The 26,469-nt window shown below is 39.9% G+C and carries 25 protein-coding genes; 8 read left to right on the top strand and 17 right to left on the bottom strand.

Annotated features, from left to right (window positions below; all coding sequences use genetic code 11):
* Positions 1 to 21: 21 nt before the first annotated feature.
* The 3 genes from FFU37_RS10420 to FFU37_RS10410 form a co-directional block, all read right to left on the bottom strand.
* The gene (locus FFU37_RS10420) at positions 22 to 1,128 is read right to left on the bottom strand and encodes a hypothetical protein (protein WP_239022701.1); all 1,107 of its coding nucleotides are present in this window, start codon (positions 1,126 to 1,128) and stop codon (positions 22 to 24) included.
* Between the two features lie 156 nt (positions 1,129 to 1,284).
* On the bottom strand, positions 1,285 to 1,581 hold the full coding sequence (locus FFU37_RS10415; protein ID WP_138489438.1) for a hypothetical protein: 297 nt from the start codon (positions 1,579 to 1,581) through the stop codon (positions 1,285 to 1,287).
* Between the two features lie 35 nt (positions 1,582 to 1,616).
* Positions 1,617 to 2,621, bottom strand: coding sequence for a YHYH protein (locus tag FFU37_RS10410; protein WP_138489437.1), 1,005 nt, complete (start codon positions 2,619 to 2,621; stop codon positions 1,617 to 1,619).
* A gap of 186 nt (positions 2,622 to 2,807) precedes the next feature.
* Between FFU37_RS10410 and FFU37_RS10405 the strand changes: the two genes are divergently transcribed.
* Positions 2,808 to 3,566 carry a sulfite exporter TauE/SafE family protein gene (locus tag FFU37_RS10405; RefSeq protein WP_138489436.1) on the top strand — a complete coding sequence of 253 codons (759 nt, stop codon included), beginning with the start codon at positions 2,808 to 2,810 and terminating at the stop codon, positions 3,564 to 3,566.
* A gap of 178 nt (positions 3,567 to 3,744) precedes the next feature.
* Here FFU37_RS10405 and FFU37_RS10400 read toward each other — a convergent pair whose 3' ends face one another.
* The 3 genes from FFU37_RS10400 to mnmC all read right to left on the bottom strand — a co-directional run bounded on the left by FFU37_RS10400 (position 3,745) and on the right by mnmC (position 6,963).
* Positions 3,745 to 4,380 carry an SDR family oxidoreductase gene (locus FFU37_RS10400; protein ID WP_138489435.1) on the bottom strand — a complete coding sequence of 212 codons (636 nt, stop codon included), beginning with the start codon at positions 4,378 to 4,380 and terminating at the stop codon, positions 3,745 to 3,747.
* 182 nt (positions 4,381 to 4,562) lie between these two features.
* Positions 4,563 to 4,886 (bottom strand): hypothetical protein, encoded by a 324-nt coding sequence (locus FFU37_RS10395; RefSeq protein ID WP_138489434.1) that lies wholly within the window; start codon positions 4,884 to 4,886, stop codon positions 4,563 to 4,565.
* A gap of 67 nt (positions 4,887 to 4,953) precedes the next feature.
* Complete coding sequence (mnmC, locus tag FFU37_RS10390; RefSeq protein WP_138489433.1) at positions 4,954 to 6,963, bottom strand: bifunctional tRNA (5-methylaminomethyl-2-thiouridine)(34)-methyltransferase MnmC2/FAD-dependent 5-carboxymethylaminomethyl-2-thiouridine(34) oxidoreductase MnmC1; 2,010 nt, start codon at positions 6,961 to 6,963, stop codon at positions 4,954 to 4,956.
* A 179-nt stretch (positions 6,964 to 7,142) separates the two neighbouring features.
* Here mnmC and fabB point away from each other — a divergent pair, with 179 nt between their 5' ends.
* On the top strand, positions 7,143 to 8,354 hold the full coding sequence (gene fabB, locus FFU37_RS10385) for a beta-ketoacyl-ACP synthase I (protein ID WP_004335606.1): 1,212 nt from the start codon (positions 7,143 to 7,145) through the stop codon (positions 8,352 to 8,354).
* A gap of 101 nt (positions 8,355 to 8,455) precedes the next feature.
* On the opposite strand, the gene FFU37_RS10380 is transcribed toward fabB, so the two are convergent.
* Positions 8,456 to 8,821 carry a hypothetical protein gene (locus FFU37_RS10380; RefSeq protein WP_024596750.1) on the bottom strand — a complete coding sequence of 122 codons (366 nt, stop codon included), beginning with the start codon at positions 8,819 to 8,821 and terminating at the stop codon, positions 8,456 to 8,458.
* Between the two features lie 51 nt (positions 8,822 to 8,872).
* Between FFU37_RS10380 and FFU37_RS10375 the strand changes: the two genes are divergently transcribed.
* Together FFU37_RS10375 and ggt are read left to right on the top strand one after the other, a co-directional pair.
* Positions 8,873 to 9,415 carry a GNAT family N-acetyltransferase gene (locus FFU37_RS10375; protein WP_138489432.1) on the top strand — a complete coding sequence of 181 codons (543 nt, stop codon included), beginning with the start codon at positions 8,873 to 8,875 and terminating at the stop codon, positions 9,413 to 9,415.
* A 98-nt stretch (positions 9,416 to 9,513) separates the two neighbouring features.
* Positions 9,514 to 11,187 carry a gamma-glutamyltransferase gene (ggt, locus tag FFU37_RS10370; protein ID WP_138489431.1) on the top strand — a complete coding sequence of 558 codons (1,674 nt, stop codon included), beginning with the start codon at positions 9,514 to 9,516 and terminating at the stop codon, positions 11,185 to 11,187.
* A gap of 47 nt (positions 11,188 to 11,234) precedes the next feature.
* Here ggt and FFU37_RS10365 read toward each other — a convergent pair whose 3' ends face one another.
* The 9 genes from FFU37_RS10365 to FFU37_RS10325 all read right to left on the bottom strand — a co-directional run bounded on the left by FFU37_RS10365 (position 11,235) and on the right by FFU37_RS10325 (position 20,528).
* A complete protein-coding gene (locus FFU37_RS10365) occupies positions 11,235 to 12,089 on the bottom strand; it encodes a Tim44 domain-containing protein (protein ID WP_138489430.1) in 855 nt (284 codons plus the stop codon).
* A 164-nt stretch (positions 12,090 to 12,253) separates the two neighbouring features.
* Positions 12,254 to 13,006 (bottom strand): DUF3379 family protein, encoded by a 753-nt coding sequence (locus FFU37_RS10360; RefSeq protein WP_138489429.1) that lies wholly within the window; start codon positions 13,004 to 13,006, stop codon positions 12,254 to 12,256.
* The gene (locus FFU37_RS10355) at positions 13,006 to 13,521 is read right to left on the bottom strand and encodes a sigma-70 family RNA polymerase sigma factor (protein ID WP_004335617.1); all 516 of its coding nucleotides are present in this window, start codon (positions 13,519 to 13,521) and stop codon (positions 13,006 to 13,008) included. The genes FFU37_RS10360 and FFU37_RS10355 overlap by 1 nt, the downstream gene beginning before the upstream one ends.
* Positions 13,522 to 13,624: 103 nt before the next feature.
* Complete coding sequence (locus FFU37_RS10350; RefSeq protein ID WP_138489428.1) at positions 13,625 to 15,283, bottom strand: BatD family protein; 1,659 nt, start codon at positions 15,281 to 15,283, stop codon at positions 13,625 to 13,627.
* Entirely contained in the window at positions 15,277 to 17,208 is a 1,932-nt protein-coding gene (locus FFU37_RS10345; protein WP_138489427.1) for a VWA domain-containing protein, read from the bottom strand. Before FFU37_RS10345 ends, FFU37_RS10350 begins: the two co-directional genes overlap by 7 nt.
* On the bottom strand, positions 17,208 to 18,194 hold the full coding sequence (locus FFU37_RS10340) for a vWA domain-containing protein (protein WP_138489426.1): 987 nt from the start codon (positions 18,192 to 18,194) through the stop codon (positions 17,208 to 17,210). The genes FFU37_RS10345 and FFU37_RS10340 overlap by 1 nt, the downstream gene beginning before the upstream one ends.
* A complete protein-coding gene (locus FFU37_RS10335; RefSeq protein WP_138489425.1) occupies positions 18,187 to 18,621 on the bottom strand; it encodes a DUF4381 domain-containing protein in 435 nt (144 codons plus the stop codon). The genes FFU37_RS10340 and FFU37_RS10335 overlap by 8 nt, the downstream gene beginning before the upstream one ends.
* Positions 18,622 to 18,623: 2 nt before the next feature.
* The gene (locus tag FFU37_RS10330; protein ID WP_007377763.1) at positions 18,624 to 19,568 is read right to left on the bottom strand and encodes a DUF58 domain-containing protein; all 945 of its coding nucleotides are present in this window, start codon (positions 19,566 to 19,568) and stop codon (positions 18,624 to 18,626) included.
* A gap of 3 nt (positions 19,569 to 19,571) precedes the next feature.
* Entirely contained in the window at positions 19,572 to 20,528 is a 957-nt protein-coding gene (locus FFU37_RS10325) for an AAA family ATPase (protein WP_138489424.1), read from the bottom strand.
* Positions 20,529 to 20,834: 306 nt separating this feature from the next.
* On the opposite strand from FFU37_RS10325, the gene fadI reads away from it, so the two are divergent.
* From fadI to FFU37_RS10310, 3 genes are all read left to right on the top strand, one after another.
* A complete protein-coding gene (gene fadI, locus FFU37_RS10320; RefSeq protein ID WP_004335629.1) occupies positions 20,835 to 22,145 on the top strand; it encodes an acetyl-CoA C-acyltransferase FadI in 1,311 nt (436 codons plus the stop codon).
* On the top strand, positions 22,145 to 24,352 hold the full coding sequence (gene fadJ, locus FFU37_RS10315) for a fatty acid oxidation complex subunit alpha FadJ (protein WP_138489423.1): 2,208 nt from the start codon (positions 22,145 to 22,147) through the stop codon (positions 24,350 to 24,352). The genes fadI and fadJ overlap by 1 nt, the downstream gene beginning before the upstream one ends.
* 74 nt (positions 24,353 to 24,426) lie before the next feature.
* Positions 24,427 to 24,936, top strand: a complete 510-nt coding sequence (locus FFU37_RS10310) for a GNAT family N-acetyltransferase (protein ID WP_002962149.1) — start codon at positions 24,427 to 24,429, stop codon at positions 24,934 to 24,936.
* A 35-nt stretch (positions 24,937 to 24,971) separates the two neighbouring features.
* On the opposite strand, the gene FFU37_RS10305 is transcribed toward FFU37_RS10310, so the two are convergent.
* Positions 24,972 to 25,358, bottom strand: a complete 387-nt coding sequence (locus FFU37_RS10305) for an MmcQ/YjbR family DNA-binding protein (RefSeq protein WP_039489238.1) — start codon at positions 25,356 to 25,358, stop codon at positions 24,972 to 24,974.
* A 194-nt stretch (positions 25,359 to 25,552) separates the two neighbouring features.
* Between FFU37_RS10305 and efpL the strand changes: the two genes are divergently transcribed.
* Entirely contained in the window at positions 25,553 to 26,125 is a 573-nt protein-coding gene (gene efpL, locus FFU37_RS10300; protein WP_002962153.1) for an elongation factor P-like protein EfpL, read from the top strand.
* Positions 26,126 to 26,469: the final 344 nt, after the last annotated feature.

Here is a 26,469-nt window from a genome sequence, read left to right as displayed (position 1 = left end):
ATGGAATTTATAAAATAAAGTTTAAGAATGTCTTATTGCGCGTAGCTTCATTTTTATTGCAATCACAAGCAGGCTAAATAACGACAGCATACTTATTAACAACGTTAGGTTAAGTATAGGGTTACTTGGCTCGTAGGTAGTGACAGGGGAGTTGTTTGTAGTTTGCGAGTTTTGATGTTGCCTAATATAGCTTTGGCTGCTCCAATCTACCGCGTTTATCCATTGTACTTTGGCGGGATCAGTATTGTTTAGCATCCCTATTACATGCTTATCGTTATCTAAGCCTTTTGAAAGTTGTATCAGTTGCTGCCAAAATTCATTTTTAGGGCCTAGGTCGTCTATTTCTTGTAGGTGCTGTTGTAATTTATCACCCCCCATCGTTTTTATATCAGTTTGTCCTGTACTTTGCGCGTAGCTATTTATTAGTGATGAAAAGCGACTAAAGTATTCATTACTTTTTTGCTGTGTAGGGTTAGCTGTTCGCTCGTTTGTTACTTTTTGTGTTGGTTGATTTAGGCTATTTTGATCAATCAAATATTGTTTATAGTTTTGGTAACTTAAGCTGTTTGTAGTTGTGTTATTTGTAGTTCCATTATTTAGAATGCCAAAGTTGTTTTTAAGTGCATTAAAGCTGATCACTACGCCCATTATGGTAATAATACAAAGTGCGCAATAGCAAAAGTACAATGCGCTTTTTAAAGTGTTACGCAGTAATTTATATTTATTATAACTTTGCTTAATAGCTGCAGCTGTATTTGGGGCTTCGTTTGTATCTAGGCGTTCGTTTTGTATTGAAATACTTTTGCCGTCAGTACTTTCACTAATGTGTTTATCTGTATTTTTGTTGTGCTCAGTGAGTGCTATTTGATTATTTTTAGATTGAGAGGTTACAGTAGAGAGTTGCGGTTCTACTTTAGTAATTAATCCTAGCTTTTTAAGTGAGGATTCTGTTTTAACAGCATCAATACTCGATAAGTCTTTTTTTAAAGCGTAAGCTTTTCCATCAAATAACTGAACAGCAATATTATGAGGAATATTAAGAAGTTGGCTGAGTTGTTCTTGGGCAGAGGTAAGGTCAGTATTTTGATATAACTGACCATTAAAAACAATTTTAAATGTAGCGCTCACGTTAGTACCTTGCTTGTGTAATTCCATTTTTGGAATTTTATTTTTATTATTTGATACACAAAGCTAACTTAACAGATAAAGGGTATGCTTTCTAATGATTTGCGATTAAAAAAGCCTTAACAAACAGCGTTAAGGCTTTGGCGTGTAGCTGTTACTTTATCGTTTAGCGAGTGATTTTACAGATTGCTTTTGATCACTTGCTGGTTGGGTTGCTTTGTCTATTAATGTTTCAAGTGGTTTATTTCGAACGCACATAAGTACTTTGTTCATTGCTTGGCATGTGCCTGTCGCTTTTTTATCATGGCTTGTGTAGCTGCAATCTTCATTAATGGCTTTTTCTTCACATGCTTCCCAAGGCGCTTTTGAGCCGTGGCCTGCATGACTTAGCGCTGAGCATGAGGTTGCAAGTAAAAAGCCAGTGGTTAGTGCTTTTATTACGTTAAATATTTTCATTAGTATCTCAGTTAATTATTTGGCCAGAATGCGAGTTATCTTGCGGTAGCACCTTTAAAACAACCAATAAACATGTTTTCAGATACATCGGCAGCATGGTAGTGGTAACCGCGTGTATCGTCGGTGTGGCCTCTACATTCGTCTAAATCAGTGGGTTCTAATCCATCTTCGTTAAGCATGCCAAATATACCAAATCCATCGAGTGCATAACCCATCATGGCGGCATGACCGTCTGATTGGATTTGTGTTTGGCTACAACCAGCTTCACCGTGGTAGTGATAACCTGCTACTAAGTTAATATGCCCTGCGCAATCATCAAAGGCTGCAATAGTGTATGCGCCTAAAATAGCCTCAACAGGGGCGGGTGCAGCAAGTACAACACCATTGAGAGCAACACCCACATTAGCGTTACCAATACTGCTATTTTGAGTGGTTGCAACAGGCGTTATTGGTATTAAAAATGATTCTGATATACCGCCATCAACATAATCAATAGAGCATTCTACGCAGTGGTTTTGGTATTGCTCCTCTACGTTTGGACGTGCAGCACCATCACACGATTCTTGTGTGTCTGTTACATTTACAAGGCCTGTACCTTCGTCGTATAGCTGCCAATGGCTATCGTTATATAATGTTGGTAGATTTAAAATAAAGTCTCCGGTTATATCGTAAACCTCACCGGTACCATCAAACCAAATACCGGCTTCGTCAGCTGTTGAGGTGATATTTTGAGGGCAAAATACACCAATCTCGTAATTTGAAGGCGCACCGGCAATATCAATTTTGTAGCATGAAGCTTCATCGCCATTACTTAGCGTACATGTTTGAGTGGTAATTGATGAAATGAGCGCATCGCTTTCAAAGTTAAAAGGGTCAACTTCTACAACAAAATCGGTTGAAGTATCTGTTGTAGTGCCCTCATCGGTGGTTGTTTCAGTTACGACGGTACTTTGAGTATCGCTACCGTTACAGGCAGCTAAACTCAGTGCAAGTATGCACACTGCAAGCGGTGCTAAAATTGGTGCGTTAAGTTTTCTCATCAGAAATATCCGGTAATGAAGTTGAATGTATAATATTTGTTAAATGTGCAAACAAAGTGCAAAAACAACGCAACATAATACATTGCCTGAAATAGAGGCTTATAACGCTTGCTATAAGTGTATGTTGTACCTTTTATTGTTTAAAATACTGCGACTTTAAAGTACCTAAATAGGCAGTGGAGTTTTATGGACTTTTTATTTCCCGACAGTATGTCTTTATTTTTGTTTCTATTAATGATGATCACCGCTGGCTTTACTTCTTTTATATCTGCTGCATTTGGTGCGGGTGGCGGGCTAATGTTGCTTGTTGTTATGGCGTCGTTTATGCCTATGGCAGTTGTTGTGCCTGTGCATGGTTTAGTACAGCTTGGCTCTAATGCAAATAGGTTTTTACTCAGCTTTAAGCATATTGATAAAAGCATGTTTGTATATTTTGCGTTAGGCGGCTTAGTAGGGGCGGGGTTATCAAGTTTTGTTATTGATGATATATCGCTTGATGCTATGAAGTTAGTGGTCGCTATTTTTGTTATTTATTTACTGTGGGGTAAAACGCCGCCAGTAAAACTAACCTCTAAGCTATGGCGTATGGTCGCCGGTGGCATAACGACTTTTGTTTCTATGTTTGTGGGGGCAAGCGGGCCATTAGTTGGTAGCTGTTTATATATAAATAATTACGAAAAGTTAAAATTTACGGCAACGTTTTCGAGCATTATGAGTGTGCAGCATTTATTAAAAGCGGTAATTTATGGTGCTGTTGGCTTCAGCTTTTGGCAATGGATGCCGCTTGTAATTGCTATGGTAATAAGTGGTGCTGTAGGTACTTGGTTTGGAATTAAATTACTTAAAAGTATGTCTGGGGATAAATTTAAGCGTATTTTTAGAGTCGTTTTAACGTTATTAACGCTACAGCTCGGTTGGCAAGGTATTAAAATATTACTCCACTAATTTAATTAGTGGAGTAAATTTAATTTTATTAAACATAAATCACTTAAGCGGATTAAATAATTCATTGCGCCAAAAAGTTACTGATATAGAGCGACTACACTGTAATTTTTTGCCTTATCCATGAACTATACTAACCTGCAATAATTGTTCATACGTTTAATTAAATTGGTATTAAAGCTTATTTAACAGCGGCTTTAATTGGTTTGTCGCCATCAAACAACTCAAAAATGCGGTTACTAATAAATGAGTTAGTCGCAATATGTAATAATGCATTGGCTACGTTTTCGCGGCTAATTTTAGCCTCAGAACGATCACTTGGTCGCTGCGTCGTTACTTGCATTGAAGCGCTATCATCAGTCAGTGTACCAGGGCGAACAATGGTGTAATTTAAACCACTATTGATTAAGTGCTCGTCAGCCATGTGCTTAGCAACTAAGTAAGGTTTTAAATCACCTTGAATCGAATCTGGGTCGTCTGCACCGATTGAGCTGACCATAATAAAGTGTTTAACGCCATGTTCTTTAGCAAAGGTAGCTGCTTTAGTTGCAGCCCATAAATCAATAAGTACAGTTTTATCATCGCCCGTACTTCCGCCAGAACCTGCAGCAAAAATCACTTGGTCACAGCCTTTCATTGCATCACCAAAATCGCCTTCAAGATCTTGCTCAACAATAGTTAAAAAAGAGCTGTTTAAATCACTTAGCTTATTCTTGTCGCGCACTAATGCCACAACGTTTTGCTCATTTTCTAAAAGTAGCTCAGTTGCCATTTTACCTATTTGTCCGCTTGCGCCAATAATTAGGGTCTTACTCATAATTAACTCCTTCCAATAAATAGTAAAAGTAATGTGCTTACAAACAGACCTTGGGGTAGGGGATAATTTTTAAAGGGTAAAAAAGAGTTTAAATGAGCTAATTTCAAAAAATACTTTAATTAAAATTCAATACTTAACTGAGTATTAAAATTAGCTGCTTTTGGCGTGTTTTTTAGAACTTTTTATTCAACCATTATACTCACTTCGGTCACATAACTACGGCGATATAGACTAATACGAACCTTATGTTCTTGGTAATTATAAAACAAAGTGCGATATGTATTATTGCAGTTTGTTTTTAACGGCTCTCCTAATTTTTGCTGATAAAAGCGAGCGATATCAGAAATTGAATCTGTTAAATAACCAGTGCGAACCATTGGATATTCGCCGGCTACATCCATTGTTGTAACAAACTCTTCAGGAAGTGGGATTTCAGTGACGTTTTGGCTAAGTACATTAAACGATAGAGTGCATAGCAGTATTATTAAAAATGCTAAAGTTTTCATTAAAGTCCTTTAAATAATAAATTCCATTTATTGGTACTCATTTTACCTCAATAAGCACCTTTGTCATTTAAATTTTATTACGAATTAAATCTCGTACTATAAACCGAGCAGGGTGAATAGCTTGGCTTACACGTTCGCTTAATGGGCGAGGCTCGTTATTTAAACAGCTTACGAGATGTTCTGCACTTAGCGGTGCGCTACATAAAGCGCGGGCGCCAAAGCCGGTAAAAATATGTAGGCCTTGTTGTGGCTTATTAAGTTTTTCATATTGATAGCGTTTACCTAAACGTAGGTTAGCAAAAGCCATAGTGTAATCACTTTGTTCGCACCATTGCCCTGCCATTGGTAGGTGATCTATAAATGTGCATCGTACAGCTGCTTTTGCCGAGGTAATATTGCCAAGGGTTGAGGCAAATTCACTTTGCTGATAAAAGCTAAGTAGTTGCTCTTGGTTTAACTGATTGTCGAGCGCTGTAACTTGACGGCTTTTGGTATTTTTTTCAAACGTGGCTCCCATACAGTGATGATCTAAATAGGCTGGGGTAAAATACCCTTTATGGCATAGCACTGTTTTAAGTTTGCGTGATTGCTCACTTGCCTCAATATGTGAAACTTGCCCGCGTACGCCTACTATTGGTAGCGCTTTTGTTTGCTCAAATGCATCACTGTGCTCGCCTGCACAAATAATTACATCACTAAAATGACCTAACTGCTCATCATTCGTTAATAAAAACCAACCGCTGTCAGTTTTTTTAAGCTGTTTTATATTGCAGTTAAATATGCTTTTAAATGGGTTTATGCTATTTGCAGCGCTTAACATGGCGTTTACTAATTGCGGAGGGTTAACCCAGCCGCCTTGCTCAAAAAACACGCCCGAATAACCTGTTTCTACGCCGGCTATTTCGTCGCCTTGCTCTGCGGTTACGTTGTGCATTAGCTGGGTTGGCCACAGTTGTTTTTGTGCTAAGTTTTCATGTTTATCGGCCAGAGGCCTTTTTACTGCGTGTTGTAATACGCCGCACCAATCGTAATCAAAATTAAAACCACTGCTAAGTAAGTTGTTATATAGGCGCTTTGCGTATAAAAAGCTATGTGCGAACAATTCACTGTGCGGTGAATTTTTAGCTTGTAGGTGAGGGTAGATAGCACCTTGCACATTGTGCGATGCCCCCATAGCTGGTTTTTCATCTTGGCAGAATAATTGGCTTGCTATGCCTCGTTTAGCCAAACTATATAAAATGCAGCTACTGGCTATACCGCCGCCAATGACCGCTACATTTTTTAAAGCGCTGCTATCTTGATGAAAATATGCAGGAGCTGATTGAGCATCATTTACGCAATCTAGTTGGCCAACAAGCATATCTCTTTTTTGGCCAAAGCCTTTGGCTTTTTTAGTATTAAAGCCTGCATCAATTAATCCACGGCGAACAAAACCTGCTGAAGTAAATGTTGATAAGGTTGCACTTGCCCTTGATATATTGACCATAGAATTAAATAAACTTTGCTGCCACATTTCGGGGTTTTTACTTGGCGCAAAACCATCTAAATACCAAGCGTCAACAATTCCTGTTTGCGGATAGCTCATTGCTTGTATTGATTCAAGTGCATCACCAAAGTATAAATCGAGAACAACAAGTCCATTGTCAAATTCGAGTCTGTGGCATCCTTCTAAATTAATTGGGTATTGTTTAGATAATTTGTTACTAAAGGCGCTTAATGATGGCCATGCCTGTAGTGCTTTGTTTAAATCGTCTATGTGCAGAGGATATTTTTCAAATGAAATAAAGTGTAAGCGTTTAACACCATTATCTAATTGATTTTGAACTTGTTGACGTGCAAGGTGGTCAGTAAAGCGTTGCCATGTATTTAAAAAGTTTAAACCTGTACCAAAGCCGGTTTCGGCAATAACAAAATGTGGCTGGTCATGATTTTGTAATCGTGCATCTATATTATTTTGCTCATAATACACATAATGCGATTCAGCTAAGCCATCGTCATTAGAAAAATAAATATCACCGAAGTCATTAGCGAAAGGTGTACCTAAATTATTAAAGTGTATATGTGCATTTTTGATCATGATTTTTTAATTTTATAGATATATTTTTTAATTATTTTACGGGTTTTCTTTGAAATAGTCTGGCGTTATTTATAAGCTAGCAGTTCAGAGTACAAGTGTACGCTAGAAAGCTGACCACTTAGGTGATTAAATTCGCGTAAAATAGAATGCAATTAAGTATTAAGCTAAGGGAATTACCCATGAGAAGAGCTGTAATTACAGGTATCGGTGTTGTATCAAGTATAGGTAACAACAAAGAAGAAGTATTAGAATCGTTAAAAACGGGCAAAAGCGGCATCGCTTTTAATCAAGAATTTGCCGATTATAAGTTACGTAGTAACGTATCGGGTAAAATTGATATTGACGTTAAAGCACACGTTGACCGCAAAGCAATGCGCTTTATGGGAGATGCTGCTGCTTACTCTTATATTTCAATGACGCAAGCAATTGAAGACTCAGGTTTGTCTGACGACCAAGTATCAAATGAGCGCACGGGTATTATTGTTGGCTCTGGCGGTGGTTCGTCTAAATGGCAAGTAGAAGCTGCTGATATTTTACGTGAAAAAGGCGTAAAACGTGTAGGGCCTTATATGGTGCCACGCACTATGGCGAGCACTACATCTGCTTGTTTAGCAACACCATTTAAAATTAAAGGTGTTAACTATTCAATTAGCTCTGCGTGTGCAACATCTGCGCATTGTATTGGTAATGCCGTAGAACAAATTCAACTTGGCAAGCAAGACGTTGTGTTTGCTGGTGGTGGTGAAGAGCTACACTGGACATTGGCAATGGAATTTGACGCTATGGGCGCACTTTCTACTAAATACAATGAAACACCTGAAAAAGCATCTCGTACATACGATGCTAATCGCGATGGTTTTGTTATTTCTGGCGGCGGCGGTATTGTTGTAGTTGAAGAACTTGAACATGCACTTGCACGTGGCGCGCACATTTACGCTGAAATTGTTGGCTACGGTGCAACATCAGATGGCTACGACATGGTTGCTCCATCTGGCGAAGGTGCAGCACGTTGTATGCGCCAAGCTATGCAAGATGTAGACAGTATTGATTACTTAAATACGCACGGCACATCAACGCCTGTAGGCGATGTTAAAGAGTTAGGTGCGATACAAGAAGTGTTTGGTGGCAAATCACCAATGATCAGTGCAACTAAAGCAATGACTGGGCATGCCCTAGGTGCTGCAGGTGTTCACGAAGCTATCTTCTCATTATTAATGCTAGAGCACAGCTTTGTAGCACCTTCAATTAATATTGATGAGCTAGATGAGCAAGCGACAGGTTTAGATATTATTACTGAGCGTCGTGATGTTGAGTTAAATACTGTAATGTCTAATAGCTTTGGCTTTGGTGGCACAAACGCGACTTTAGTTATGAGTAAGTACAAAGGTTAATTTGAGCTTATAAGCCCTATATGCAAACGCATAACTGGGCTAAATAGCCCAAAACAAAAAAGGAAAGCCGAGGCTTTCCTTTTTTATTATCGAAAGTTTAATTAACCTTCGTTATGTTCTTGACGCGCTTGCTCAATTTCGTCTGCAATTTCTTGCGCTTTTTGCTTAGTTTTTTCAGTTAACTCGCCAGCAGCTTCTTTGCTTTTAATCCATGCGTCAACCGCAATCTCTTTGCCGTCGTCGTACATGTCTAAGCCCATTGCTTTACTTTGCTCTAATAGCTCGTTTAAAGACTCGTCATTTTTAAGATCGTTAGTTGTCTCTTTAACGTCGTTCCATGCATCACCAAGCTTTTCTTGCATTTGTGCGCTTTTATCTTTTGCATCTTCTTTTACTTCGTTGGCATCTTCACAACCAGTTAATGTAATTAAAGTGCCTAATAAAGCTAAACCTGCTAATTTATTCATGTGCTATCTCCTTTAGAGACTGATAATTAATTCGAGGCAGACTATACAACAATGAAAATGAACGCCCCCGTAACAAAACGATTAAATTTTAAATTAATGAATGAGCATGATTGGCCTCAATTATTTGAACTCGACCAAGACCCAGCTGTAATGCAGTATTTAACACGAGGTGAACCTACCTCTTTAGAGCAAATAAAAAATGAGGGAGTGCCTCGTATGCTCGCATATCGAAATGAGCTTAAAGGCTGGGGGCTGTGGAGTATCACTATAAAGCAAACTAATAGATTTATAGGTTGGGTATTAATAAGGCCTATGTGCTTTTTTACTGATGCACCAAACTACAGTGATATTGAAATAGGCTGGCGCTTTAAGCAAGCAAGTTGGGGGCATGGTTATGCAACCGAGGCGGCTTTAGCATTATGTGATGAACTTATAAAGCAAGATGACGTTAAGGCGATAAGTGCAACGGCACTAAAAGATAATACGGCCTCTATAAACATAATGAAAAAGCTAGGTCTGCAATTTATAAAAAATTATACACATACAGACGAGCAAGGCGGCTTACCTGCGGTGCTTTATTCAAAAAGTGTTTAAAGATGATTAAATATCAACAGTATAAATATTGACCTGTCCTTAAGTGACGTGCATTAATAAGAATGCGTAACTAAAAAATAATAAATTAAGGATGTTGTATGGGATTGCTTTTTTCACCAAGTAAATTAATTGTCAAAAGTGTGCTGGTTTTACAGTTCGCTGCTTTTAGTGTTTTAGCGCAGCCTTCATCGCAAAGCGCGGTAGCAATGCCTGACTCGTTCAGTGCCGATGCTGCTAAAAGTATATTAGAGCAAGGTGGTAATGCTGTTGATGCGGCTATTACGGCACAATTTGTACTTGCAGTAACGCTTCCTGAAGCCGGCAATATTGGCGGCGGGGGATTTATGCTTATTCAAAAAGATGGCAAGGGCGATTTTATAGATTATCGCGAAACAGCACCAACAGCGGCTCATCGTGATATGTATTTAGATGAGCAAGGCAATGTTATTGCAAACAAATCAATATATGGTATTCATGCAAGCGGTGTACCTGGCAGTGTAGCGGGTATGTGGCTTGCCCATCAAAAACATGGCACTTTAAAATGGGAAGCACTAGTACAGCCTGCTGTAACGTTGGCTGAGCAAGGGTTTGTAGTTCCGCCTAAGTTAGCAAAAGGTGTGAGCAATTATATAGCCCATCTAAAAGAGCAAAAAATAAATGTAAACTTCGAAAAATACTTTGCTGATGTAAAAGCTAATAAAGTATTTAAGCAACCCGAGTTAGCGGCAACGCTAAAGCGTATCCGTGATAACGGCCAAGATGGGTTTTATAAAGGCGAAACTGCAAATATTATTGCTAAATTTATGCACCAACATGGCGGTATAATTAATCAAGATGATTTAAAAGGTTACACCGCTAAATCACGTACACCTATTAAAGCGAGTTGGAATGATTATGAAGTACTTACTTCTCCACCGCCGAGTTCAGGTGGTATTGCTATTTTACAGTGGCTTAAAATGTATGAGTTACAAAAACCAGATGCGGGCTTAGCGCATAACTCTACTCAGTATGTACACTTACTTTCTGAAATAGGTAAACGTGTATTTGCAGATAGGGCGGAGTATTTAGGCGATCCTGATTTTTTTGATGTACCAGTCAACGCATTAACTAATATTAACTACCTCAAAGAGCGCAGTAATGGCATTTCGTTAACCGCCATCTCTACTACCGAAAATATTAAACCGGGCCTTAAAGAAAGTGAGCAAACTACACACTTTTCAATCGTTGATAAAATGGGTAACGCTGTCGCAAATACCACCACAATAAACTTAGGGTTTGGTAGCGGTGTAGTTGTTGAAGGTGCGGGATTTATTTTAAATGATGAAATGGACGACTTTAGCGCCAAACCAGGCGTTATGAATGTGTTTGGTGCAATAGGCGGTAAAGCTAACGAAATACAGCCGCACAAGCGTATGCTTAGCTCTATGACGCCTACAATACTCCTTAAAGACAACACCGTTAAAATGGTGACAGGCTCGCCTGGTGGCACAACCATTATTAGCTCTGTGTACGAATCTATTTTAAATGCGGTAGAGTTTGATATGACTGCAGAGCAGGTTGTAAATAGCCCTCGTTTTCATCATCAACTGTGGCCTAAAAATATAATTAGAACACACATAGGTTTAACCGATAGCGTAAAAGCAGAGCTTACAAAAATGGGTTACACCATAGATGAGAACCACTTTGGTGACTTACACGTTATTATTAATAAAGAGGGCCAATTAGATGCCGCTTCTGAAGCATCAGGACGTGGTAAATCAATTGTTTTTTAAATAAAAAAACACCGCGCTAAAAGCGCGGTGCTTTAAACAATACAAAATTATTGAGTATCAATTAAATCTTCAACACCCACTATTAGCCATGGAGCGTCGTCTGAAATTAGACGCTCTAAGTGCCAAATTTCTAAAATAGGCTCTTCTTTTTTATCGCCTAAATCACGGTACTTACCTTTAAAGCGAACACTAACCTGCCACGATTGCGCGTTTGTATCTGCGCGCACAAGTTCGGCATCAATAAACATCACTTCTGTTTCTACGCTTTGTATAGCTTCACGTTCAGCTTTAAACTCGGCAACAAGTGCAGGGCTTAAGTATTCAGCCATAGTGGTGTAATCGGCATTGTTCCATGCAGTTTGTAGCGTATGGTAATGACTACGGGCACCTTGCAAAAAGCCATTAACGTCAAAGTTAGGTGGTAAATTAAAAGGCACACTTTCACCTTGTGGTGCATTGCTTGCAAAGCCTGTACTTGTTGGTTGCTCGATAGGTGCTTGTTTAAAAGCATTTTGCTGAGCACTTGTATTTGCACTGGCAAGTTGTGGGGCACGATTAGCACGTAAAAAGCCCGTTACTAGCTTAAATAAAATAAAGAGTCCGCCAGCTAATAAAATCATTTCTAATAGCTGAAAACCTTCAAAATCGTCGCCTAACATTGCTGCAATTAAGCCACCCGCTAAAAGCCCTCCAAAAACGCCTGCCATAATGCCTTTTTTATTTGATGTGGCTTTAGGTGTAGCGTTAGGTGTTGTTGTATCTGTTTGTTGTTTTTGCGCTGTTTGTTGTGTTGCAGGTGTCTGTCCGCGTTTACTACTGCCAAACTTTTTACGTGCGTGTGCATCAAAACTGGCAGTACATAATAATGCCAATAATGAAAAAATAACGATGATGTTCTTCATGAAATTCCCTAATTAAAATCGAGCCGCGATTATAATTTACTTTCTTTAGGAATTTAATTAATTACTTTAAAAATCAGAGGTTTTGGGTATAAAAGGGAGGGTTTATTAGAGGGTGTTTAATAAAAAAACCGCTCAGTAGAAACTAAGCGGTAAATTTGTCTATTTTAAAGCCAACGAATTGCGCCAGTAACGCGTTCGTTATATGTATCTAGAGGTGCTCCAAGACTTGCCACTAAAATAGTATCAGCTTGTGAGCCACGATTAATGTGACCTTCAAAGCGTTCATCACGGAAGTTGTCATCCCCAAAACCGAATGATTTATTTTCAGAAGGCACTATAAATACCGTCATAGGACCAAAGTCAGACTCAAATATTAAATGCAGACCTTTTTCGCCTTTAAAATCACAAAACATGGCATAAGTTACAGCGCCAGGAAGTTCATCAAGATGACCACCTAATACTGCAAGCTTGTCGTTGACGCTTTGCAGGCTAATGGGCTCTTTTTTATCAAGCGCATTAATTTCGTAGTACACATGGGCAAGCGCATGCTCACCCGCTTCGTGTGCAATATTTTGCTCTGTACTAAAAAAGAAGGCACTAATCGCCACTACAAAAGACGCTGCTAACGCAAGATGTACACGATCAAACTTAAAACGCGATCGAGCATCAACCACGTTTTTACCAGTTGCTTGTTCTTCTTGGAGTGCTTTTTCTTTTAACGATGTGTTTAAAAGAATGCGGTCTGCAAGATTTTCAGGCACAGGTATATCTAAAGAATCTTGAATGAATTTATCAAAATCTTTCATATCGTTAATAAAACTTTGTCGCTCTGGGTTATTGTCAGCAAACTCCATAAGCTCCTTGTCAATGTCGTTTGGCTGCGCAATAGTGCGGCGACGAAACTCAAGTTCATCCATTATTTTGATGCCCCTTTAAGTTGTTCATCATCACGGCTTAAAGCCTCTTTTAGTTGATTTCTGGCACGGTATAAACGAGTCATTACCGTGTTTTTATTTAAATTAAGTATGCCTGCAATCTCTTCACCAGAGCAGCCCATTACAACTTGCAGTAATAATGGTTCTCGGTATTCATCAGATAGCAGTGCAATCTGGCGTTGAATTACCGTTTGTTCCATTTCATCGTCTAATGAATGGCTGGTTTCATCAACAAGCGTATCGTTTTCTACGTCGCTGTAATCAAACTGTTTACGTTCAAATCGGCGTGCGTTTTCTCTTCGTAATATAGTAAGCAGCCAGGGTTTAGCTGCTTTTTGATCAAGTAAAGAGTCGAGTGAACGCCATGCGCGTAAAAACGTCTCCTGTACTAAATCATCTGCTATGTGTGGATCACGGCATAACCAATAAGCAAAGCGATAAAGCTCTTTATTGTAAACGTGGACCAAGGCTTCATAACGCTTTTGTTTCTCTGCCATATCGATTAAGACCTGATTGTTTGATTTTTTCTTTCCAAGCATAAGCACTTTTTTAATTAAAAATTATTAGTTATTGCAAAAAAAGACCTAAGGTTCGTAGTTATTAATCATAAAGGTCTTTTAATACAGCTTGTTGCGACTTTGATGCCTGAGTTTGATAGTTCTCAAGAATTTTAATAATAGCATTAAGATCCGTGTTTGCGCCTTTATTACTGTAAAGTTGTGCCTGCAATTGGCTAATGAGACCATTAAGCTCGCTGCTGTTTACGCGGATGCAGAGCTCATCAATCGCGCCAACATTTTTATGGGTCACCTTTACAGAAAAGTTATTTAATGCGGTGTAAAAGGCTTTCACATCGTGTGTTTTGGCTAATGCTTTAAGCTCATTTAAGCTTGGCTGAGAAGTACCACGGGTGTTTAGCTGTAATTTTTCAGTCGTATCTCTAGTAGAACGGCTTATTAAGTAAAAAATTACAGTACCAATCCATAAAATATACCCTAAAGCGGCAACAACTATTAACCAAAGAGGAGTATCACTTTTAGTTTCAATAGGTTGTGTGCCAGTTGCTTGATTCGAAATATTTTCAAGAGTAGGTGAATTATTTGTGCTGGGTTGTGGGTTTGCTATGGCTGTATTAGGCGCGGTAGTACTTGGCGTTACTGTAATAGTACGCTTTGGTAATGTGGCTACGCTAATACGGTTCATTTTGGTATTAAACCAAGGCAGCTTTATTTCAGGCAAAGTATAAGTACCTGGTTTTTGCGGCAGTAAGGCATATGATGCCGTTTGCTGCGACACAACGCGTCCGTCTCGCACTGCATTGTTATTTTCTTTTTTATCAGGATAGCTGCGTATGCCATCAATAGTAGGCATAGAGATTTCAGGTAATTGCTCTTTGGTAACTCCAAGCGCGGTAAGCGTAATAGTACGTGTTATAGGCGTACCTACTTCTACTGTGTTGTCGTTAGGTTGCCATTCTTCATCAAGGTTAACCAATTCGCTTGGTAACCATGCGCCTTTATAGTCACTCGGGATTGGTTTTATTTCTACTTGCTGATCATCGCCAAGAGCAGATACCTCCAGTTGGCGGTAATTTTGCTGTACTCGCCCTTGAAAAGCGGGGCCTGCAATCGTGTAGGCACCACTTTTTTGTGGCTGAATTAAATACTCACGAGTAATAACAAGGTAGCGTTTGCCATCAACTAGCTCATAACTCTCAGTTTGTTTACCTAATTGGGTTAGCTGAGCATCTTCCATACTTGGTGTGCTTAAGCTGCCATCAAGCAGTTCTTTGGCAAGGTAGAGCTTAACAGTGTAAACACCGGCTTCTTGCACAAATAATGAATTACTCGAGAGTGACGTTTTTAAAAATATTTCGTTATTTTTGTCTGCATCAACTGAGCGTTTTGCCACTTTTAACTTAATAGGTTGTGAGGTTAACCCTGCAACGCTAAATGCCGGAATCGTGTAATCACCCTCTGTACGGGTCATTAGTTTAACTGACCACGTAGTTTGTTTATTAATGCTGCCATTAATAATGTTGGTACGAGAGCTTAAGCTCGTCGGGCCTACAACAAAGTCTTTTAACAGCGATGAGGTGTCTGGTTGCTCGCCTTTAACTGTATCGTCTACCGATATATTAAGCATAAAAAATTCACCCGCTAATACAGGGTTTTTATCTACGCTGGCTTCTAATTTGGTGGCAGCCCACGAAGGCATCGCACTTAATAGCAATAAACAGCAAAATAATCGCATTACCATGATTTTTCGACTCCTGTAGGGCGACGTTTGTATTGTCTTTTTTGGGCTTCTAATTGCATTTTATTCCGTAACAAAATAGCCGGATCGTCCGGGACTTTTCTAAGTAGTTGATTAAGCTGTTGTGCTTTTTCTTTTTCTTCATTAGTGAGCTCACTTGCTTGGGCTTGCATCGCTTGTTGCTGAGCATTTTGTTTTTGCTCATCAGTGGCAGGTTGCTCACTTATTGCTTGTGGCTTACTTTGTTGCTGCTCATCCTCTTTAGGCTGGTCAGCGTCTTTATTTTGCCCTTGTTCGCTTTGTGGCTGGGCTTGCATATCAGGTTCATTTTGCTTATCTGATTGCTCGCCAGGCTCACCTTGTTGATCTTTTGATTGTTCAGACTCTTTATCTGATTTTTCATCGCTCGAGCTTTGACTTTCGTTTTCGCCTTTTTCAGAATCGCTTTTATCACCATTTTGTTGCTGATCCTGTTTTGACTCATCAGAATTTTGCCCTTGGTTCTGCTCATCTTTTTTCTGACTATCATCTTGGTCTTGAGAGTCGTCGCCGTCGCTTTGCTGATCTTGCTGGTTTTGTTGCTCTTGTTGATTTAGTAATTGCTCAACTAAGGCTTGGTTATCGGCTGCTTGCGTAAAGTCATCTTGTAAGGTTTGGGCTTGTTTGTACGCCTCAATTGCGTCCTCAAGTTTACCAGCTTTGGCAAGGGCATTACCGTAGTTGTATAAACCGGTAGCCGACTTATCATTACTAAACTCATTAAGTGCAGCATCAAAATTACCTTGCTGGTAAAGCGCCGCGCCTTTTAACTCACTCGATTGCGCCTGTGTTGCTGCATCGTATTCTTTATTATTGTAAGCCTCTAATGCACGTTGATCTGCATTTTGCAAAAGAGTAGGGAGCTCTACGGCATACGCATTTTGCTGCGGTAAAAAACCAAAAGCTAAAAATGCGCCTAGCAAGGCAGCGCGTCTAAATAAATACAAACCAAATGGCAGTAATAACAAGAGTCCGTAAATACCTGCATCTATTCGCCAAAGCGCATGGCTTTGTTTTTCGTCTTTCAATAATTCACTCTGCGCATTTGGGGCAAACGTATTTATGTCGTTATTGCTAGGTTGGTAACTAGCAAATTTACCACCGCTGCTTGATGCTAAATTTTTAAGCTGAGAGGCATTAATTGTAGGTACTACGATTTGGCCGTATCTGTCTTTCAAAAAGCCGCCTTCAGGTAACTTAATTGGTGCGCCTTGAGCGGTACCTACACCGTATATATTTAATCTATATTGGGTGTTACTGGTAAAGTTACTCACGTCGCTTTGTTCTTGTTGGTCAATACCGTCGGTCACTAAAATAATGTCGCCATCAATATAACCCGCTTGCGTTAATAGCTCTTTGGCCATATCAAGACCCGCTAAAACGTTTGAGCCTTTGTCTGGCATTATTTCAGGGCTTAAGCTTGGAATTAAATTACTGAGTGTTGTGGCATCGTTTGTTAGTGGTGAAATTACATAGGCCGTGCCTGCGTAAGCAACAAGCGCGGTATCGCCTTCTTTAAATAGCTCAATCATATCAAGCGCTTTAAAGCGTGATTGCATTAAACGATTTGGCAAAATATCGGTGCTGTACATTGAGTACGACATATCCATAACAATTACACGGGCACTTTTACTTTGAAATACAGGAACTTGTTTTTTCTCAAAACTAGGCCCTGCACTAAATAAAATGCCAAGGCTGCAAAACAAAGCAACTAACCAAAGTGGCTGGCTGGCTTTAGTATTTGCTTCGCTCATTATAAATTGTGCTAAATGAGGTGCAATTAGCTGCTCACTAGTCGTTTTTTTATGCTTAATTAAGGCAACAAAAAATAATGCCACAGCAGGTATGAGTAACCATAAAAGAGCGGGGCGAATAAATTCAAAATCCATTAGTTAGGCTCCTTTAATGCACGCAGTGTACTAAGCATTACTTTTGAGCTAATCAGTAAAATAGCGATAAGTAATGGGTAGTAAAATAATGAGCTTTGTGGGCGAAATGTTTGTTCGTCAGCGCTAATAGGTTCAAGCTTATCAAGCTCTGCGTAAATTTGTTGAAGGCCAGCTACATCTTTGGCTCTAAAGTATAACCCGCCAGTTTGCTCGGCAATCTTTTTAAGTAAGCTTTCATCTAAATTACTGCCACTAGAGCCACCCACATTAAAGAGACTAAAGCCGCGCGGATTATCTGAGCCAACACCAATGGTGTACACTTTAATACCTTCTTCGCGAGCTAGCAGTAGGGCATCTTCTGGGTTTAAATTACCAGCGGTATTCTGTCCGTCGGTTAACAGCACCACAATTCGGTTACTTTCATCTTTATTGGCAAAGCGTTTTACCGAAAGACCCAATGCATCACCAATGGCTGTTGCGCGCCCCACTAAACCAATTTGCGCTTCGCTGAGCATTTTACTTACTGTTTTAACGTCGCGCGTAAGGGGGGTTTGTAAAAACGCGGTGTCGCCAAATAATATCAGCCCAAGCCTGTCGCCTTGGCGCTGTTCTATAAAATCACTGAGTACGGCTTTTACCATGGTAAGGCGGTCAACATATTGGCCATTATAAGCCATGTCTTGTTCGGTCATCGAGCCTGATAAATCGACTGCTAACATTATATCGCGTCCTTCATTTGGTAATGAGATTGGCTCATCTAACCATGTTGGATTAGCAGCGGCAGTAACAAGTAATAACCAAATTATCCATTCGAGGGGATTTAAACGTCGTGCGTGTGGCTCAATGCTTTGGCTGGTTAAATTGTGCTTTGCAAAACTGGGTATACGTAAACGCGTACTGGCATTACTTGCAGCGGGTTTTAATAGTAAAAGTAACAAAGGCAAGGGTAGTAATAAAAATAACCATGGCCAGCTAAATTCAAACATTTACTGACTCCTTTATTTTAAATTGCTTAATACCTTGGCGAAATTTTTCGCACAGTGTTATATCTTTTTGGTTGGGGTTATACAAGCTTAGTATTTCTTGTTCTGTAAAGCTTAAACCGGTGAGTGTATTAAGTGTTGTGCACCATTTAGAGGTAGATTGCGCAGCAAGTCGCTTGTCGTAATATTCAATCACTAAACGTTTTAAAATAATATGCAGTTGCTGAGGGTTTTGCTCACTTTGGCTCAATTGTATTGCGAAGCGTTTAGGCTTTTTAAATTTATGTTTTTTATAAAATATATAAATAGCTGCGCACAGTACTAAAAACAGCAGTGCAATAATAACCCACCAAGCAGGGGCGAGTGGCCACCAATTAACTTGGCTTGGCGCTATTATATCGTGCAGGCCATCGAGTGGATTGGTTTGCATGGTTATTTTCTCACTAATTGCAGCTCAAGGGGTGTTGCTGCATTGAATGATATTAAATTAAGACCCGATTTAGTTAGGCGATTAAAGCGTGCGCTAAATGCTTGCTCAGCATTTTTAGCAAAACGTTCTCTAAAGCTGTTATCCATTAATGGTAGGGCAAAATCTTGACCATTTGCATTAACAGTAACGGCTTGCTTAAACGCAGGTAACTGATGCTCAAACGGATCGCTTATGTGGCAACCAATGAGCTCGCAGTGGCGGCTTAATATTTCAAGTTGCTTAAAGCTGGCATCATCCAGAGCATTAAAATCAGACACTAAATACACTAAGCTACCTGGTTTTGCTAAATGATTAAGGCGCTTTAGGTTATCGCTAAAGTTGTTAGGGGCTGTTTTATCAATATTGTTGAGCGCTTGCTGGTGGTTGTCGCATAAATTATGACAAAGCTTAAGGACTGCTTTTTCACGGGCGCTGGGTTTTAGCTCTAAATGCGAGTGCTGATTAAACACAATACCGCCAATTCTATCGCCGCGCTGACACGCCGACCATGCAACAAGGGCGCTTATATGCGCAGCTTGCACCGACTTTAACAGTAACTTTGAGCCAAACAGCATTGAGTTTGAAAAATCAGTGAACACAAACACAGGGCGCTCTTTTTCTTCTTGAAAGAGCTTTGTGTGAGTCTCGCCGGTACGCGCAGTAACTCGCCAATCAATAGAGCGAATATCGTCACCTTGCTGATAATGTCGCACTTCGGCAAATTCCATTCCTCGGCCTTTGTGCGGTGCAAGGTATTGCCCTGTTAAGGTATTTTTTATTTTTACCTTAGGGGCAAGTTCAAGCAATTGCGCTTTGGCTTTGTAATACATCAGCTCTTTGAGTGCTAAATTAACACCGTGGCTATGGCTCTGTTTGAGCCATGCTTGGGTTTCTAATTGTTTTTGCATAACTTATGGTACGGCTACAAGTTCAACTATACGGCTTATTACTTGATCTTTAGTAATGCCATCGGCTTGGGCTTCGTAACTTAAAATAATGCGATGACGCAGTACGTTATGCACAACAGCTTGAATGTCATCAGGTGCTACAAAGTCACGGCCTTGAAGCCATGCATGAGCACGAGCACATTTATCAAGTGCTATTGTTGCACGCGGACTTGCACCAAACTCAATCCAGCTACCTAGTTGCGCGTCTAATTTAGCGCCTTCACGGGTGGCAATAATAAGCTGTACTAAATATTGCTCAAGCGGCTCTGCTAAATAAAGGCCTAATATTTCTTTACGCGCTGAAAATAAATCGCTTTGACTAATTTTTTGCAATACTGGTTGTTGTTCATTAAGCGCTTCGCCGCGTGTTAAACGCAGTATATCAAGCTCATGCTCTGCGCCAGGGTAGCCAATACTTAGGTGTAGTAAAAAGCGATCCAGCTGGGCTTCTGGTAGCGGGTAAGTCCCTTCTTGCTCTAGCGGGTTTTGTGTTGCCATAACTAAGAACAGTTCGCTAAGCGGATAGGTATTTTTACCCACGGTAACTTGTCGCTCTGCCATGGCTTCTAATAGTGCTGATTGTACTTTGGCTGGTGCGCGGTTAATTTCGTCAGCTAAAATTAGGTTGTGAAAAAGAGGGCCTTTTTCAAATACAAACTCGCTAGTTTGTTGGCGGTAAATATCGGTACCTGTTACATCAGCTGGTAATAAATCTGGCGTAAACTGTACGCGCTGAAATGAGCCTTCAATGCCTTTAGCAAGTGCATTAACTGCACGTGTTTTTGCAAGCCCAGGAGGGCCTTCTACTAATAAGTGACCATCAGCTAAAATAGCAATAAGTAGCGCTTGTGTAAGCTCTGGCTGGCCAATGATTTGTGTATCTAAGTACGTTTTTAATTGTGAAAATGCGTTAGCTGCCATAATAAGTGGACTGTCCTCGTCAGCTGGGTTTGTACCTAATAGTGTTAGGTGATAAATACTGACCTATTTATAAGGTTTATAATTGGGTAACTCAAGAGTTAGACTGTATTTTTTAAAATAGTTCGTTATTTTTTAACGAATTTTAGCGTACCACAAAACTTTGTAAATGCGTCTAAAAAAGCCTATTGTGATAGTCGTAATTAAACACTGTTTATATAAATTTGTGTTTATCTATTGGCTTTAGGGCACGGGTTGTTTAGAATCGAGGAAAACAAACAGGTCAGACCTGTCAGCGGGAGAGCATAAATGTCTGAGCAAAACATACTAAAAACACCAAAGGGCGACCGTATTGCCATCGTTAGCGGCTTACGTACACCTTTTGCAAAACAAGCAACAGCGTTTCACCATGTACCAGCACTTGATATGGGTAAATTGGTGGTTAACGAAATGCTTGAACGATTAAATTTCAATAAGTCAGAAATTGATCAACTTGTATTTGGTCAAGTAGTACAAATGCCAGAAGCGCCAAATATTGCACGTGAAATTGTATTGGGCACAGGTATGCCGGTATCGGTTGATGCATATTCTGTATCGCGCGCATGTGCTACCAGCTTTCAGGCTATTGCTAATGTAGCTGAGTCTATTATGGCGGGATCTGTAAGTGTAGGTATTGCAGGCGGCGCAGACTCGTCATCAGTACTACCAATTGGTGTTAGTAAAAAGCTAGCAGGCAGCTTAGTTGATTTAAATAAAGCGCGTACGCTTGGTCAACGTTTAAAAATATTTTCAAAACTGCGTTTAAAAGACTTATTACCAGTGCCTCCTGCAGTTGCAGAGTACTCAACAGGCCTTTCAATGGGGCAAACTGCTGAGCAAATGGCTAAAACACATAATATTAGCCGTGAAGATCAAGATGCGTTAGCGCATCGTTCTCACTCACTTGCAACGCAAGCATGGGCTGATGGAAAGTTAAAAGATGAAGTAATGACGGCGCATTTACCGCCATATAAAAGCTTTATTTCAGAAGACAACAACATTCGTAAAAACTCAACGGTTGAAGGCTACGCCAAGCTTAAACCTGTTTTTGACCGTCAGCACGGTACTGTTACCGCCGCAAATGCAACACCATTAACTGATGGTGCAGCGGCCGTACTTATGATGAGCGAAAGCAAAGCAAAAGCACTTGGCTATGAAATACTAGGTTACGTACGTAGCTTTGCATTTTCGGCAATTGGCGTAGAAAAAGACATGTTAATGGGCCCAGCTCATTCAACGCCTATTGCACTAGATAGAGCGGGTATTACGCTTGCTGATTTAGATTTAATTGAAATGCACGAAGCGTTTGCATCGCAAACACTTGCCAATATGAAAATGTTTGCCTCAGACAAATTTGCACAAGAGCATTTAGGTCGCAGCAAAGCAATTGGCGAAATTAACATGGATAAGTTTAACGTTAACGGCGGCTCTTTAGCATATGGTCACCCATTTGCAGCAACAGGTGCACGCTTAATTACGCAAAGCTTACACGAGCTTAAACGTCGTGGTGGCGGTTTGGCATTAACAACAGCGTGTGCTGCTGGTGGTTTAGGTGCAGCCTTTGTATTGGAGAGCGCGTAATGACTGATTCAGTATTTAATTTAGCGGTAGATGAAAACAAAATTGCCGTAGTAACGATTGATGTGCCAGGGGAGAAAATGAATACCCTGCGCAGTAGTTTTGCCGATGACTTAAAAGCATTATTAGAAGACGCTAAGTCGCAAAATGTAAAAGGCATGGTATTTATAAGCGGAAAAAGCGATAACTTTATCGCGGGCGCCGATGTAAAAATGCTCGATAGCGTTCAAAAGCGTGATGATGCTTTAGCTATTAGCGAACTATGTCATCAAGCATTTTTTGATATGACAAAACTGCCATACACTACAGTAAGTGCGATTCATGGCGCTGCATTAGGTGGTGGTTTAGAGTTTGCTTTAGCGTGTGACTACCGTGTTGGTACCGACAGCGATTTAACAAAAATTGGCTTACCAGAAGTGCAACTTGGTTTACTACCAGGTGGCGGCGGCACGCAGCGTTTAACTAAAATTGTTGGTATTCAAAAAGCACTAGAGTGGATGCTAACAGGTAAACAAATTCGCCCTAAGCAAGCTAAAAAAGCAGGCGTGCTTGATGATTGCGTACCGCACAGTGTGCTGTTAAAAGTTGCAAAAGAATTTGCGACTAAGAAAAAGCCACAAGCAAAAGAGCCAAAGCTCGACAATATTAGTAAATTACTAGAGTCAAACCCGTTTGGTCGTAACTTTATCTTTAAAAAAGCTAAAGAAAACGTACTTAAAAAAACGGGCGGGCACTACCCAGCACCACTCGCTATTATTAAGGCTGTGCGTGCTAGTGTAGAGCTTGATGAGCTAAAAGCGTATAAAACAGAAGCTGAAAGCTTTGCAACACTTGTAATGAGTGATGAATCGAAAGCGCTTCGCGGTATTTTCTTTGCAACCACTGAAATGAAAAAAGAGTGGCGCAATGATGACGCACCCGCAATTAGCAAAACTGCTGTTTTAGGTGGTGGACTAATGGGCGCAGGTATTGCGCATGTAAGTGCTGTTAAAGCTAAAGTACCGGTACGTATTAAAGATGTAGCAGAGCAGGGCATTAGTAATGCAATGAGCTACACCTACAAAATTTTAGACAAGCGCCTTAAGCGCCGTATTATGTCTAAAGCTGATATGCAGTTAACAATGAACCGTATTACAGGTACAACAGACTACAGCGGCTTTAAACACATTGATTTAGTAATAGAAGCGGTGTTTGAAGATCTTGCGCTTAAGCAAGGTATGGTTGCAGACGTAGAGCAGCAATGCCAAGAAAATACAATTTTTGCTAGTAACACGTCATCATTACCAATTTCGCAAATTGCAGCGCAGGCAGCTCGTCCTGAAAATGTAATTGGCTTACATTACTTTTCACCAGTAGAAAAAATGCCATTAGTGGAAATTATTCCACACGAAGGTACATCTAAAGAGACCATTGCTCGCGTTGTTAACTTTGCACGTAAGCAAGGTAAAACGCCAATTGTTGTAAAAGACATGGCCGGTTTTTACGTAAACCGTATTTTAGCGCCTTACTTAAATGAAGCTGCTAATTTAATGCTTGCGGGTGAGCCAATTGAAAAGATTGATGCAGCGCTTGTTGAGTTTGGCTTTCCGGTAGGACCGCTGGCTCTACTTGATGAAGTAGGGATTGATATTGGCTCTAAAATTGCTCCAATTCTTGAAAAAGAATTAGGTGAGCGTTTTAAAGGCCCTGATGCATTTATGCGTATGATTGATTCAAAACGCCTTGGCCGTAAGTCGGGTCGTGGTTTTTATGAATACGACAAAAAAGGCAAAAAGGTTGATGAGTCAGTTTACGAACTGTTGGGTGTTACCCCAGCTCCACGTTTAAACAAAAGCGAAATTGCTAAGCGATGTGTATCGAAAATGCTTAACGAAGCAGTACGCTGTTTAGATGATGGCATTATTGCAAGCCCTCGTGATGGCGACATTGGTGCAATATTTGGTATTGGTTTCCCACCATTTTTAGGTGGCCCGTTTAGCTATATGGATAAATTAGGTGCAAGTAAAATAAGCTCTGATATGTCTACATTAGCTAACAGCGATGCTAACTTTGCTCCATGTGAGTCACTGGTAACAATGGCAAGCTCTGGTACTACCTTTTATAATGCAGCAACTGTTGAGGTTGTAGTTCCTGAAGTACAAAGCACTGAGCCACAAGAGCAAAGTGTCACTGAGCCTGAAGTTACTAAAGAGGTTGAAACAAAAGAATAAAGTTTCTACTGTTTATAAAAACCGCATTTAAATGCGGTTTTTTTATGATTTTTAATATTTAAATGAGGAGCTTAATGACATTATTTACACAAAGATTGAGCATGTACCAAATAGAAGAGTCTGATTGGCCTCTTTTTCTAGCGCTTCATCGCGATCCTCAGGTCCTTAAGTATTGTTTTGATATGCCAATGGAGTCACTGATAAGAAACCGCTTTGAGATACGCTTACCTAAGTGGAATACTAAATCACGCCATCCACTGTGCTTACTCATTATTAATAATAAAACAAAACAACCAGTGGGTGTTACAGGCTTTGCCTATGACGGAGAAACCGCAGAGCTTGGTTATTTATTATTGCCAGAGTATTTTAATAAAGGCTACGCGACAGAGTCGTTAAGAGCTGTAATTGATTGGGCTTGGAAAGAATGTGGTATTAGGCAGTTTAAAGCAGTTGTAACGCGTGGCAATATTGGTTCTGAAAAGGTGCTTAGTAAGTGCGGCTTAACCCATACCGATACACTTTTTAAAGTGCATACAATAGGCGAAAAGTTATATGACGATTTAATTTATACGCTTAAGGTTTAAGGTTTTAATGGGCTAGTAGCCTAGCCCAAAAAGTGCTACAAGTGAAGTGCGATAGCTTTGCGGTCTTTTTCTGGCATATTTTCTACGACTAAATTAAATGAGTTATCAATCATTCTCTCAATTTCACCTTGTGCAATTGTGCCGTCTAAAATTACTGTGTTCCATAAGCGTTTATTCATATGGTAACCAGGGATCACTGCCGGGAAAGTATCACGCAATGATATTGCTTCATCAGGATCGCACTTTAAGTTAAGCCACCAAATAACCTCACCATCATCATTAGTTTGACCGTCATTGCCAATAGCAAGAGTCGCAAACATTTTATGATTCACTTTATATACATCAACCTCTTGCGCAAATGGTTTTGTAACCTGAACAAGTGGTTTTTTAACTAAATACTCATGTACTTTTTTCTGGTCCATGATCCATTCCTTGAAGTCATACTCGGTAAAGCTACCATAGCAGTTTTTTTCACATTTGATTATATGTATTTTAGTATAAATTAAAATTTTACAAGCTAATACAACATGTAGCGTAAAACCAACGTAATTTTAGTTGAACAAAATCCAGTTCGTGGTATGTTTCTGCCAATCAAAAAAATAATAGGAATTCACACATGCCAAAGGCGAGTGATGTTAAAAAAGGTACTGCTATTGACTTCAATGGCCGCGTTTTAGTTGTAAAAGATATTGTGCGCTCTGTGCCGCAAGGTCGTGCTGGTGGTAGTTTATACCGTATGCGTTTATACGATGTGGTAACCGGTGGTAAAGTTGACGAAACATTCAAAGACAGTGACATGCTAACGCTGGCTGATTTAACACGCCGTGAAGTAATGCTATCGTACATTGATGGCGACGAGTATGTGTTCATGGATAATGAAGATTACACGCCTTACAACTTAAACAAAGATGCTATTAGCGAAGAAATTTTATTTGTTAATGAAGAAACGCAAGGCGTACACGTCATTGTTATTGATGGCGCGCCAGTAGGACTTGATTTACCGTCAAGTGTTGAACTTGTTGTTGAAGAAACAGACCCATCTATCAAAGGTGCATCTGCAAGTGCTCGTTCAAAACCTGCACGTATGTCTACTGGCTTAAATATTTCTGTGCCAGAGCATATTTCAACAGGTGACCGTATCCGTATTAATACTGTTGAACACAAATTTATGGGTCGTGCTGAAAAGTAACTTGTAATACCAACCTGCATAAATCTTTGATCAATTTAACGAATTAAATTGCACTATAACGTCGTTAAAAGTTTTTTATTTACGACTGCATGGATGCAGGAGGTAGAGCAATGCAGGGAGCAATTGCCGAGAACAACTAGATATAAAAACTTTTGCCTAGTTCTAGCGTAATTTTCTTAACGTTAAATAGACCCCATATATAAGCAGATTGGTATAAATTATAATTTTAAAAGCCGAATCTGTGTTTAACAGGTTCGGCTTTTTTGTGCGCGCGGGGGATTTGTTGCTTTAAATTTAATCACGTTAGCGTTAGAATAAGCGCCGTATTTTTGAGCAACTTTAAG

Source organism: Pseudoalteromonas distincta (genome assembly GCF_005877035.1).
Classification (GTDB): domain Bacteria; phylum Pseudomonadota; class Gammaproteobacteria; order Enterobacterales; family Alteromonadaceae; genus Pseudoalteromonas; species Pseudoalteromonas distincta.
Note: the sequence above shows the minus strand (reverse complement) of the source record. Positions and strands in the feature narration are given on the sequence as shown.